Source organism: Prevotella communis (genome assembly GCF_022024115.1).
Lineage (GTDB): Bacteria > Bacteroidota > Bacteroidia > Bacteroidales > Bacteroidaceae > Prevotella > Prevotella communis.
Window position 1 is genome coordinate 172363 of the sequence record NZ_CP091792.1, and the last position, 13635, is coordinate 185997.

Annotated in this window: 6 protein-coding genes; 4 read left to right on the forward strand and 2 right to left on the reverse strand. The window is 50.2% G+C overall.

The window, feature by feature from the left end; translation table 11 throughout:
* Positions 1–13: 13 nt before the first annotated feature.
* From L6468_RS00625 to L6468_RS00640, 4 genes are all read left to right on the forward strand, one after another.
* Positions 14–1912 (forward strand): fasciclin domain-containing protein, encoded by a 1899-nt coding sequence (locus L6468_RS00625; protein ID WP_237794213.1) that lies wholly within the window; start codon positions 14–16, stop codon positions 1910–1912.
* Positions 1913–1945: 33 nt separating this feature from the next.
* Entirely contained in the window at positions 1946–5263 is a 3318-nt protein-coding gene (locus L6468_RS00630) for a SusC/RagA family TonB-linked outer membrane protein (RefSeq protein WP_237794221.1), read from the forward strand.
* Positions 5264–5319: 56 nt separating this feature from the next.
* The gene (locus L6468_RS00635) at positions 5320–7203 is read left to right on the forward strand and encodes a RagB/SusD family nutrient uptake outer membrane protein (RefSeq protein WP_237794229.1); all 1884 of its coding nucleotides are present in this window, start codon (positions 5320–5322) and stop codon (positions 7201–7203) included.
* A gap of 109 nt (positions 7204–7312) precedes the next feature.
* Complete coding sequence (locus L6468_RS00640; RefSeq protein WP_237794231.1) at positions 7313–9610, forward strand: MCP four helix bundle domain-containing protein; 2298 nt, start codon at positions 7313–7315, stop codon at positions 9608–9610.
* A 756-nt stretch (positions 9611–10366) separates the two neighbouring features.
* Here the strand turns inward: L6468_RS00640 and L6468_RS00645 are convergent.
* The gene (locus L6468_RS00645) at positions 10367–12394 is read right to left on the reverse strand and encodes an alpha-L-arabinofuranosidase C-terminal domain-containing protein (RefSeq protein ID WP_237794233.1); all 2028 of its coding nucleotides are present in this window, start codon (positions 12392–12394) and stop codon (positions 10367–10369) included.
* 386 nt (positions 12395–12780) lie between these two features.
* A complete protein-coding gene (locus L6468_RS00650; protein ID WP_237794235.1) occupies positions 12781–13206 on the reverse strand; it encodes a GxxExxY protein in 426 nt (141 codons plus the stop codon).
* Positions 13207–13635: the final 429 nt, after the last annotated feature.

A 13635-nucleotide genomic window follows, 5' to 3' on the forward strand; every position in this document is an offset into this window, starting at 1 on the left:
AAAACTGAAAATTATGATTACCAAGATAAATAAAATATTATGTGGAAGCCTGATGTGCTGCGGTATCGCCGCAGCACTGGCTGGCTGCACCGATACTTGGGACGACCACTACGACAGTCTGGGTGGCGGTGAGAATGGTGTGCACGAAGGTACCATCTGGTCTGCTATCAAGAGTAATCCTAACATGAGCAACTTCGCTAAGCTCATCGAGGGATGTGATTATGTGGACCGTCTGAATGGTAGCCAGGTGTTCACGGTGTTTGTACCTACCAACGACGACTTCTCTGCTGCCGAGGCCGACGCGCTGATTGCAGAGTACAAGGCTCAGGCCGAAAAGGTGCTGCCCGAGAACAATACGGTTGTCAAGGAGTTCATTCAGAACCACATGGCGCTCTATAACCACTCGTTCACCAATATGCGCACCGATACCATGGTGCTGATGAACGGTAAGTATGCTATCGTTAATCCTGATACGACTATCAATGGCGTGAAGATGACCAACATCAACCAGCTCTACAGCAATGGTGTGCTCTTCACCATGGATAAGAAACTGGAGTTCGAGCCCAACGTGTTCGAGGCTTTCCGCAAGGACGCTGACTTCGACAGCATCCGCAGCTTCATGTATAATAGTCATTTCTATTATAAGGTGTTTCTGCCCAGCCAGAGTGTTACCGGTAGTTTCGTCAACGGTAAGATGCAGTTTCTGGACTCTGTGTTCGCACAGCGCAACGAGCTCTACAGCTATGTGGGCCTGATCAACTCTGAGGATAGTAACTATGTGATGGTGGCTCCTACCAATGCGGTGTGGAAACAGCTCATCGAGGAGTATCAGCCTTATTTCGACTATCCTGAGAAACTGCAGGATCGCGACTCAATGGCTTATACCAATGCTCGCCTGGCTATCGTCGAGGGTACTACCTTCAGTCGTACGTTCAACACGGATCAGTCGCTCAACGACTCTGCCATGTCAACATCTTGTACCCGCAGCTACACTTCTCGTAAGGCTATCTGGGGTGGCGTGCCCTTCGAGTACTATCAGTACTATATGCCTAAGGCTGCCAAGGGCGCTCTGAACCAGACGGAGATTATGCACTGCAGTAATGGTGAGGTGCGCAAGGCTACGGAGTGGAACATCGACAAGCGTATGACTTTCCATTCTTTCCGTTTGGTTGATAATTATGATCTGAAAGAGGTGAAGAAGGACTATGACAACAGCACCAAGGACTCTATCGATGCTGTGAGCCATGTAATCGACTATGTGACTGCCGACAATAAGCAGTTCTACAACAAGGTGTGGAACAACTCGTTCACGACCTTCGAGTCGCAGGTGGCTACTTCTAACCACTGGATGACTTATACCATCCCTGGTGTTCTTTCTAATATTAGTTATGACATCTACTTGGTTTACGTGCCTGCTTTGGCTGCCGATACTACAGCTACCCCTGAGCAGCGTCTGCCAACGAAGTTCAAGGCTAAGCTCATCTCTCCGGGATTGCCTTCAGATGGTTTGGACCTCCAGAACACGGCCGATCCCTACTTCCAGTCAAAGGGTTCTGCCTATCAGCCTAATCCAGATAGCATCTGCTACGTGAAACTGGCTGACGACTTCACGTTCCCCAAGGCTACCTGGGGCGTGGGCGACGAGACCATGAAGACGTATCTGAGAATTGATTCAAGTGTATCAAACAACGAGCTGAGAAAGAAGACGCATACACGTACCATGCGTATCAACTGTATCCTGGTAGTGCCTCACGGCAGCATCGAACTGGTTGACGCTCTGCCTGCAACAGTGGGTACTGGCAAGAAGATGACTAAGATTTCTGCATCGGCTCAGGGTCAGCCTGGCGTCCTGTTGTATCCTCACGGACAATACGACGACAGAGACTATAAGGCTTGGTACATGCAACGCTAATGTTCACATGACTAAAATAAAAGAAAGAACGATATGAAACGATATATCTTATTTGGAATGACGCTGCTGATGGCTTTCCCTCTCTGTGCTGTTGCGCAGGACGAAGATACTGAAGAGGAAGAGGAGGTTGTTCAGGTAAAGCGTGTAGTAAGGGTTCAGAAGCACTACGAGACGCGTACCGTCAAGGGTTATGTGTTCGACGCTGCTTCGCAAAAGCCTGTGTCGGGTGCCATCGTCCGCGCAGCCGATATCGATGGTTATAGTGTGCTGACCGACGATGATGGTAGCTACTCTCTGAAGTTGCCTCTCTTCTCTACGTCACTCTATATTTCTTCTCCCGACCACAACCCCGTGAAGATCGGTTTGTCCAAGGACGAGGCTCAGAAGAGCGTGAATCTGTATCCTTCTGCTTTCACTGCCGAGTATGGTCTGCAGACCAACGTACGTGGTGACTACGGGGCTACTGATTTCAAATATTCTCCTGCCATCAATATCAAGGACGAGGTGCAGAAGCAGCTCGGTGGTCAGGTCTACACCATCAACCGCAGCGGTACGCCCGGTATCGGTAGCGTGATGTTCATGCAGGGTCTCAACTCACTGAACGTGAACGCCCAGCCGCTGATCGTTATCGACGACGTGATCATCGACCAGCAGTATGGCCGCACCTTGCTGCACGATGGTTTCTATAATGATGTGCTGAACAACATCAACCCTGCTGATATCGAGAAGGTGACGGTCATCCGCAACGGTACCGCGCTCTACGGTTCGAAGGGTGCCAATGGTGTCATCCTGATCCAGACACGCCGCAACAAGTCCATGGCTACCCGTATCACGGCCAACATCTCTGCCGGCGTCACCATGGAGCCCAACTATATCTCGGTGATGAATGCTGACCAGTATCGCAGCTATGCTTCTGAGATGCTGAAATCTACCAATACCACACTGCGCGACTTCAAGTTCCTGAAGTCTGAGTACGATGCTAGGGGTAATAAGTACTATTACTATGATCAGTACCACCAGAACACAGACTGGAAGGACTATGTATATCGTACGGCCATGACGCAGAACTATGGTATCAATATCGAGGGTGGTGACGATGTGGCTAACTACAACTTGTCTGTGGGCTATACCAACGCACAGAGCACCATGAAGTATAATGATATGGACCGTCTGAACGTACGTTTCAATACGGACATCTCGCTGAGCAACAAACTGTCTGTTCGCTTTGACGCTTCATTCGCCAACCAGACGCGCGACATCCGTAACGACGGTGCGCCCGAGGGTTATGACGAGGGTACGCCTACCGCTCCTTCTTTCCTGGCTTATGTGAAGAGCCCCTTCATGAGTGCTTACAGCTATGGTCACGACGAGACGGGTGCAGGCCGTTTCTCTAAGGAGCACTACGACGTCGCCCCGGAGTCTTACCTGAGTGAGGCTTTGGCCAACTACAACAAATACAACTGGCAGTTGGGCAACCCCGCTGCTATCAACCAGTATGCTGAGGCTAATACCAAGAACCGTTTCGAGACATCTATGCTGAACCTCACGGTGACACCGAAACTGGAGATTGCACGCGACCTCTACGTGAGCGAGCACTTCAGCTATAACCTGGTGAACACCAACGAGATGTTCTATATCCCCATCAACGGTACGCCTAAATATTATGTCTTTAGCTTGGGTGACAATGATTTTGACAACGAGACTCGTTCTTTGGCTTCTAAGCAGAACTCAGTAATGAGTGACACCCGTATCGACTGGAAGAAGCGTTTCGACGCTCACTTCCTCCACCTCTTCGGTGGTGCCCGCATCAACTGGGAGAGCTTCACTTCTACTTCTCAGGTGGGTTACAACACTGGTAGTGATAAGACACCGTTCTTGAGCGGTTCTCTGCAGGACAAGGATGTTGTGGGTATCAGTGAGAACTGGAACTCGCTCTCTTGGTATGCACAGGCTGAGTACAATTACAAAGGTCGTTACTATGCACAGGCCAACCTGACCATCGACGGTTCTTCTCGCTTCGGTCAGGAGGGTGGCGACTTCCGCCTCTTCAAGGCTGCTTGGGGTGTGTTCCCCAGCTTCCAGGCCGGATGGGTGGTTACCAACGAGCCTTGGATGGCCGACGTGAAGGGTATCGACTACCTGAAGCTCTCTGCCGGTTACGACATCAGCGGTAACGACGATATCGACTACTATGCTGCTCGCAGTTATTTCCGTGCTGCTCAGTTCCTCCACACCATCTCTAGTATCGCTTTCGAGGGTATCGGTAACACGAAGATTCAGTGGGAGACCACCCGTCGCCTGAACCTGGGTCTGGAGGGTAGCTTCTTCGACAACCGCCTGAGCTTGGGCTTCAACTACTTCCGTTCTAAGACCGACAACCTGCTCACACTCCAGCAGCTGGGCTACCTCAGTGGTCTGAAGGAGAACTGGTCTAACGGTGGTAAACTGAAGAACGAGGGCTTCGACGTGAGCTTCACGGCTAAGGTGCTCAACCTGAAGAACTGGCAGTGGCAGATTGGTGCCAGCGCTGGTCACTATAAGAACCAGATCACCGAACTGCCTGATGGTAAGCAGTTCATTGACAACGAAATCTATGGTGCTACCGTTCGCACGCAGGTGGGTGGCGTAGCCAACGCTTTCTATGGCTACAAGACTCTGGGCGTCTTCAGCACCACGGCCGAGGCTCAGGCTGCTTCTGCAGCTGCCGCTGGTGCCGCTACCTATGATCCCAATGGTCTCTATTTCGTTGGCGAGAATGGTGTTGACCATGTGTACTTCGAGGCTGGCGATATGCATTTTGCCGACCTGAACAACGATGGCATGATTACAGATGCTGACCGCACCTTCATCGGTGATCCTAATCCTGATATCTATGGTAATATCTTCACCTCTCTGTCTTTCAAGCGCTTTAAGTTGGATGTCAACTTCAACTACTCTCTGGGTAATGATATCTACAACTATATGCGCTCTCAGCTCGAGGGTGGCTCTCGCTTCATGAACCAGACCACTGCTATGCTTCGTCGCTGGCAGGTGGAGGGTCAGCAGACGGATATTCCTCGTATCACATTCCAGGATCCTCTGGGCAACGGACGTTTCAGCGACCGCTGGATCGAGGATGGTTCTTACTTGCGTCTGAAGAGTGTCACACTCTCTTACGACCTGCCTGTGAAGTCTGAGTATCTGCAGGGCTTCCAGTTCTGGATCCAGGGCAACAACTTGCTCACCTTCACGAAATATCTGGGCAGCGATCCTGAGATGACTGCTACTTCAAGTGTCATCGGTCAGGGCTTCGACCTGGGCCGTCTGGGTCAGAGCCGTAGCATCGTGGCTGGTGTGAAGATCAACCTGTAAAGAATTGAGAATTGATAATTGACAATTGATAATTGACAATTGAAAACTAAAAGATTATGAATATTAAAAATATATATCGTAAAGGGGCTGGATCAATGGTCTGCGGCATCGCCGCAGCCATGATGGCTCTTCCCGTGCTTACTTCGTGTGAGGATTTCTTCACGCAGGAGAGCGATGATGTTCTCTATGCTGACCAGGAGCACCTGAATATTGCTGAGGACTCTATCTATTCTGTCACGGGTATCCTCACAAAGTTGCAGGCGCTGGCCGACCGCACCGTCCTGCTGGGTGAACTGCGTGGCGACTTGGTGGACTTGACTACTGTGGCTAACAATGACCTGCGCGAAATCTATGAGTTCAATGTCAGCGATGATAATAAGTATAATCAGCCTAGCGACTACTATGCTGTCATCAACAACTGTAACTACTTCATCGAACATGTGGATACGGCGCTGCACGACAACCGTGGCGAGATTATCTTCATGAAGGAGTATTGCGCTGTGAAGGCTATCCGTGCCTGGACTTACCTGCAGCTGGTGCTCAACTATGGTGAGGTGCCTTTCTTCGACAAGGCTTTGCTCAGTAAGGAGCAGGCCGAGCAGGCTGAGAGTGCCGGTAAGAAGAACATCGAGGAGATCTGTACGTATTTCATCAACGACCTGGCTACACTGCCCGAGCGCTACAACACCGAACTGCCTGGCTATCGTCAGATTCGTGGTTTGGAGTCTAAACTGCTCTACTTCCCCTTGAGCATCGTTCGTGGCGACCTCTACTTGTGGCGTGCTACCATGACCGGTAATGTGGAGGACTATAAGAATGCTGCCCGTCACTACTATAAGTATATCAGCGAGCGCAATGGTGCTTTCTCTGCTTATCCTACAACGGAGAGTCGTGTCTGCTGGACACCTGGTCAGACCAACTGGAGCAGCCGTACTGCTTACTCAGATGTGGCTTCTTTCTCTGAATTGGTGAATGCCAATGCTGAGTTGATCTCGCTAATCGCGGGCGACTCTATCCGTGCTGAGGGTCACTACAGCGAACTGCGTAACATCTTCACGTCTACTAAACTGAATGACTATAAGGTGAGCGTAACGCCTTCTCAGCGTCTGTTCGATATCTCTGAGGCTCAGAACAACTGTGTGCTGGCTGCCAATGGTCTGAGTGTTTACTACGCTCCTAAGGGTCTGAATGAACACAGGTCTGGCGACCTGCGTCTGTCATGGTATTACGATCAGTCTTATACCATCGATGCTGTTTCCAACAAGCGTATCGATACGCAGGACATCTCTAAGTACAACTCTCGTAACGTGCATATCTACCGTCGTACCATGGTGTATATGCGCTTGGCTGAGGCCCTCAATGGTGCCGGCTATCCCCGCATGGCGTTCCAGATTCTGGCCCAGGGTCTGAGCAACGAGGCTATCGAGGAGAATGTGATGTCTCGCTACTACAACTACGATGCTGAGAACGACACCATCGTGATGTCTCAGAAGGACTCACTCTTCCTGGCTGAGTTCAACTTCGACAACAACCTGTATGGTGTCTGCGACAACCTGGATCTGGCTAAGACGACTGCTGCTGGTCACAACCAGATTGGTATCCACATGCGTGGTTCAGGTTACACACCTATGGACACTACTTATGTGCTGCCTCACGACACCATCGAGACCGACCCCGTGAAGCGTGCTAAGCTCATCAAGGAGCAGCAGGCTGCTGTCGATACACTCCTGCTCACAGAGTCTGCGCTGGAGTTTGCGTTCGAGGGTACCCGCTACTATGACATCATGCGCTTCGCCAAGCGTCAGGCCAACCCTGCCGCTGCCATGAAGCAGATCATCGAGGCTCGTCGCGGAACAAAGGGCACCACGTCTGTGCCTCTCACCGACGAGAGCTCTTGGTTCCTGAAGTGGAACGGCAAGCTCGGTGTCTTCAAGAATTAACTCTTGAACTTATAACATATAGTGGCGCAAAGCGTTAAAGATTTTAAACGCTTTGCGCTACTTTGTTTTTAATTCGTATCTTTGCACTATTAACATTCTATTGACGCGTATGAAAATCTGTAACTGGCTCGTTTCATTGCTCCTTGTTGGAGCACTGATGTCGTGCTCTTCTGAAACTCAAGTGGATTTGCTTTCCTTGTCGCTCGACAACTACAAGCCCGTCGACGAGTTTGTAGATGCCTATGAGGCTATCAGCAAGCAGGAGGGACTGCAGTCGGGTAGGGACTACGACCTGGAGAAGACGGTGCGGGTGCTCAATGCGCTCGAACTGGCACAGGTGCGCTCCGAGAGTTTCGATGAGTTCCTCGACTATATGGCGCGTCAGGATTATACGGGCGTGGCGCCCGATGTGCTGGAGGCCAAGCGCAAACTGTTCCCCGTCCTGGAATATACGTACCGGTTGCGCGAGCAGGACGAGCAGCTGTCGGATGCGTGGATGCTGATGCGTGGTGCCGCCAGGGGCGGGGAGACGCTCGTCCGTAATACGTCTGCCAGCACGCTCCTCCGTGCCGCCCTGGGCGATATGTTCGCCGTCCTGGGCATCGTCAATGGCGAGGATGCCGAGCGTTCTACCAACGAGGCTTTCGCCCAGTACGAAAAGGATAAGAAACTGAAGTCCCAGCTCCGTGACGACCTCCAGAAGCTCCGCGCCTCCTACCGCCAGTACCTCGAGGACTATACCCCTATCTACAAGAAATATATGCAGGAGTACGATGCCCTCTGCATCGAGAAGGACAAGGCCTACCTCGCCCTCTATGCCGGTCGCACCGAGGAGGCCCTCTCTCACACCCAATCCATCCTCCAGAAATACCCCGACAACCCCGAGGCCATGCTCCTCCACGCCATGGCGCTGATCATCCAGTCTAAAGGGTTCAAGGTTCAAGGTTCAAGGTTCAAGGTTCAAGATTCACGGTTAATGGTTAATGATTCAGCCATCAGCCATCAGACATCAGACATCTTCCCTGACTCCGTGAATCCTGACTCTTCCCTCTTCCCTCTTCCTTCTGACATCTTCCGTGATTCCGTGATTCCTCAGCAATTGTCAATTGTCAATTATCAATTATCAATTATCAATTATCAATTATCAATTGCTTCGCAGACGCTCGCGCGCTACGCGACTCGCTACCCCTCCCGCACGGCTCCTGCCTTGGTCCTCGAGGGGCTCTTGCAACAGCAGCTGGGCAATGAGCAGGCGGCGATGAGCAGGTTCCACCAGGCCAGTGTGGAGTATCCGCGGCAGGCGGCACAGCTCACGGATATGCTCGACAGCTACAATAGGCGTAACTACCTCACGCGGACGCCCGAGGGACAGTACCTGCGGCGTCTCTATGCCTCTACCATGGAGGGCTATGGCCTCTTCTCGCCTAATCTCCTGAAGGCGAAATATTATGCCGACCAGGGAAAGATGGACCAGAGCCGTGAGGAGATCTATAACCATTTCTTCCGTCGTGGCAACCAGGGTATCTACGACGAACTGCTCTCTGATATGCAGTTCTGTGAGGAGCATCTCTACGGGGCGTTCAAGGGGTTGCTCCTGGAGTCGTCGTATATCGATGTGAGCATCGAACCGGAGTCGGAGTGGCTCTTCTGGGATAGTGATGATGTGATGCGGGTGAGGATCAACAACCGGTCCGACCTCGACCTGGAGAATGTGCGGGTCTTCCTCTGCATCCACTATACGGATATGTATAAGGATGAGTACGATGTCATCAAGGTGCCGCATACGGCGAATATCATCGCAAAGCATACCACGGCCGACCTCGACACCGTCACCCTGCGCTATCCGGGAAAGACGTATAAGGATATCACGCGTATCCGTGCTATCGCTATGACCGACGACCGCATCTGTTGGGTGGATGATGTCAACTATAAGCAGTCGCATGCGCTGAGCTTCCTGCGGGGCGGACAGCGCGATGCCAGCGCTCTGCAGGCGCAGGCCCGTGAGGAGTACCTGCGTACCTACTCTCTGGAGCCGCAGAAGTTGCGTCGCACCATCCAGGAGGGCATCACCATCCTGCCTCCCGAGGAGGATCCCACGGCCGACCGCTCGTGGTGGGACACCTTCCTCTCCTGGTTCTCCAGCCCCGACAACGACTTGAAGCTGGAGCTCCCCCGTGTGCTCGCCATGACCGACCCCGTCTTCTCCCTCCACCCGTTGGATAGCGATGATGCCATCACGCCCGAGGACAACTACCTCTCTGGCACCACTATCCACCTCCGCTTCCCCTATGTCCCCGCCTACGGCGACCATCTCCCCCTGTATATCTACACGGAGTCCGCCACCTTCCTCGCCGACATCCTCTACCGCGGCAAGGACTCCCAGGTCCTCTCAGTCACCATCCTCTAATCTCACACAGAAATCACGGAAGGTTTAGCTCGACGGCCCGAAGGGGAAAGTCAAATCACAGAAATGGGGAATCGTAGACGATTCCGGGGATACGGGTCGCCTAAAGGCTCAAAATTATAAGAAAATTAAAATAAAAAATTATAAGGACCTAAAGGTCCAGAAATAAAGTCACACAGAAATCACTGAAATCACGGAAAGTAGAATCGCCAGCGATTCTTTATTTGAGGTCGCTTCGCTCAAAATTATAAGAAAATTAAAATAAAAAAATTATAAGGACCTAAAGGTCCGGAAATGGAGGAGTGCCTCTAACGAGGCAGAAATCCAACAAAATCGGAACAAATCGAGCAAATTTTTATTTTGAACATTAATTATCATGTAATTTAACCATTAATTATCTTTAATTGCTTCGCAGCATATTTACGACCAACTCAATTGCTTTGAAAAAAAATAATTAATGAAAAATTAATGTTCCAATTATATGGCAATTATATGTTGAAAAAGAAAAATCATTGATGTTAGGGGTTTGGGCACCTTGGGCAAGGTATATATGTTTTTTCTTGTTTTTTCAAAAATTATTTGTTCGATTTTGAATAGATTTGTTCGATTTCTGGCCGATAGGCCACTCCTTTATTTCTAGACCTTTAGGTCTTTATAATTTTAGAAATTAATTTTTTTATAATTTTGAGCCGATAGGCGACCATGAAAAAAGCCCGGCGTTGGCCGGGCTGTATAGAGAGATTTTGTGGGGGAGACGGGTTAGAGGGTGTACTCCAGCATGATGAAGGTGTAGGGAGCCACGTCGAGGGTGCACTTCTTCTGAGCCTTGACGGTCTCCTTCTGAGGCGCGATGGGCTGCTTGTCGTAGTTGTTCTCATCATTGGCAGCACCAGTGAGGACAGTCTTGATGGCGTTCTTCTTAATACCGAAACGACTCAGGTTGATGTTAGCCTTCTTCACCTCGTCAGAGGCGTTACAGATCTTCACGTAGAGCTTGCGCGTCTTCACATTGAGGATGACAGACTGACCATAGTGCACATTCTCCTGAGGCTGGATGACATCAGCGGCATCGCCCTCGAACTTCACACAGTCGCCATAGTAATACTGACCGCTTGACTGACCGAAGAGCTGCTGCACATAATAGCTGCAGGTGAGGTAAGCACGCTCGTTATCGAAATAGATCATGTCGGGGTTCCAGTTGGTATTGTCCTTACGGGCGAAGAGAGGAGCATAAGAGGTCATAGACACGATATCACCATTACGCTCTACATGGAGCAGGTACAGACCCTCGGCCAGGGCATCGATCAGTTTCTTGTCCTTGGCAGCATACTCACCCAGATAGACCTTCGTCTTGCGGTCGCGGGGGTAGTTGTCGTACTGGCGCTTATTGAGGAAATAGCTGTTGGGCTCGTAGTAGTGCTCGTCGATGATAGGCATGCCCAGCTCGTTGGCCAGCTTCCAGCCATTCTCGAGGTCGGCATTACCGGGGTGAGAGCCAGGACCGGCAGTACCCACGATGATAATCTCGGGGTGGGCCTTGGTGACACGCTCGTAGATATACTTGAAACGCTCTGCAAACTCAGGAGAGATCTTCTCCTCATTGCCCAGACCCAGATATTTCAGGTTGAAGGGTTTGGGATGACCGGCATCAGCACGCATCTTTGCCCATTTATTCGTGGCGGGATCGCCATTAGCCCACTCGATGAGGTCGATAGCCTCAGCCACCCACTCGTCCATCTCGCTCATAGGAACGGCATCCTGTGCCTGTGTGGGGTACATGTTCCATCCGCCATTGGCACCCTGACAGCTGACACCGCAAGGGAGGATAGGCAGGGGCTCCATGCCGAGGTCCTCACAGAACTGGAAATACTCGAAATAGCCAAGACCCATGCTCTGGTGATAGCCCCAGGTATTCTTCAGACCCTTACGCTGCTCCTTAGGACCGATGGTGGTCTTCCAGCGATAGGTATCCCAGAAACCGTCGCCACCACCATGAACGACACAGCCGCCAGGGAAGCGCATGAACTTTGGATGCAGGTCAGCCAGTGCCTGGGCGAGGTCTTTTCTGAGGCCATGACCCTTATAGGTATCCTCGGGCATCAGTGACACCTGGTCGATATCGAGGTCGCCCAGTGTGAGCACCAGAATCTGCAGAGAAGCATTCTTACAGTCGGCCTCGGGCACGAGGACAGCCTCGCACTTCTGCCATGACTTAGCGTCGATCTCGAGGTGTGCCTCAGCCAGGAGCTTGGGGTCTTTGCCCCAGCCCTGAGGCTCGACCAATGCGATACGGATCTGGAAGGATTGAGGTTGGAGGTTTGAGGTTTGAGGTTTACGGAAGAAGGCAGAGAAGTCATATTTCTCGCCGGCCTTCACGCTGATACCGTTGAAACCGGTGTTTTCGATACCGAAGCCTTTCCAGCCCTTATAGTCATAGTACTCCTTGACACGCTCTGTGTGCAGACGCATATACGTGGGGTTGTTCGGGTGGATAGGGTTATCCATACGTACCTGGAGGGTACCCAGTGAGTGGCCCGGACGAATCTGTTTCCATGCGGTGCCTGCGCCCCAGCCGTCACGCTCTCCGGGGTTGAACTCGAAAGAGCCGTTCTGGAGGAGTTCGGCATAGAGTCCGCCATCGGCAGCGCTACTGATATCCTCGAAGAAGATACCGATCAATTCGTCACTGATTGCCTTTCCGCCAGCAGGGGCTTTCATTGTTTTCTGGGCTTGCATACCCAGTGTTGCTGCCATCATTGCAGCGCCAAGAAAAAATACTTTCTTCATTATTTGTAATCGTTAAAGGTTTTTATGTTTGGTGCAAAGGTAATAATTACACTTGAAAACACAAAGAAAATTATGTTTTATTCACACAGAGGGAGAGGCATGAAGATGCCAATTGGCTCGCGCTAAAGCGTGAGCAGAGGAATGTCACACAGAAAACACGGAAATCACAGAAAGGAGAATCGTAGACGATTCTTTATTGGGGTGGCCTAAAGGCCACTTAAATAGGAGTCGCCTTACGGCGAGAAATCTAACAAAATCGAAACAAATCGAACAAATAATATAATATCAAGATTTTGTTAGATTTTGAATAGATTTGTTCGATTTCTGGCCGATAGGCCACTTAATAATAAGAATCGCTGGCGATTCTGGATTGTGTTATGCCATCATTACATCAACTTGATTCTGTCTATGGTTCCAAGCAATGGGTCACGATGGTACCATTCACTATAAAGGCCATCAGGACTAAAATTCATGAGCATTCCATAAGGTAGATGGGTAAGATTCATATAATTCCATAACTGACGGCGATGAGGAGAATCTATATGACTTATGGCCTTAAGTTCAACTATGATCTTTTCATTGATAACAAGATCTAATCGATATGACTGATCCAATCGTACATCATCCCAATAAATTGGAAGAAATTTCTGGCGTTCTACAGTATACCCTTTCTGTTCAAGAAGGTATTTTAAGGCTGCTTCATAAGCCGACTCCAATAAACCACCATGATATTTTCGGTGAACACGCATTGCTTCGCCTGTGATATCCTTGAAAAACTCGTATCTCTTATTATATTCTTGTATTAAATCCATAATCATTAGAACTCTTCTTCATTAATTAACGACAATATCTTCATTTTCTTATAATCTGAATCATCTTTTTCTTGGAGTAGCCTAAAGGCCACTAAAAAAAGAGTCACCTTACGGTGAGTAATCGAGTTCTACTCGCTTCGCTCGTCGAAGAAATCGAACAAATCGAAACATATCGAGCAAATAATATAATATCAAGATTTTGTTAGATTTTGAATAGATTTGTTCGATTTCTGGCCGATAGGCCACTCAAAATAATAAAGAATCGCTGGCGATTCTCCTTTCCGTGCTTTCCGTGCTTTCTGTGTGACCCCCTCCCGCTCACGCTTTAGCGCGAGCCAAAATCCGTGCCATCCGTGCCATCTGTGCGACCAAAAATTTTTTCCGTGTGCGCACCCATTTCACCGACTCATTCCCCCTTTTCATCCGTTA

Bases quoted from the DNA above. Each gene is read 5' to 3' on its own strand.
- L6468_RS00625 (WP_237794213.1), top strand. From the start codon at position 14: ATGATTACCAAGATAAATAAAATATTATGTGGAAGCCTGATGTGCTGC.
- L6468_RS00645 (WP_237794233.1), bottom strand. From the start codon at position 12,394: ATGAAGAAAGTATTTTTTCTTGGCGCTGCAATGATGGCAGCAACACTG.
- L6468_RS00635 (WP_237794229.1), top strand. From the start codon at position 5,320: ATGAATATTAAAAATATATATCGTAAAGGGGCTGGATCAATGGTCTGC.
- L6468_RS00630 (WP_237794221.1), top strand. From the start codon at position 1,946: ATGAAACGATATATCTTATTTGGAATGACGCTGCTGATGGCTTTCCCT.
- L6468_RS00650 (WP_237794235.1), bottom strand. From the start codon at position 13,206: ATGGATTTAATACAAGAATATAATAAGAGATACGAGTTTTTCAAGGAT.
- L6468_RS00640 (WP_237794231.1), top strand. From the start codon at position 7,313: ATGAAAATCTGTAACTGGCTCGTTTCATTGCTCCTTGTTGGAGCACTG.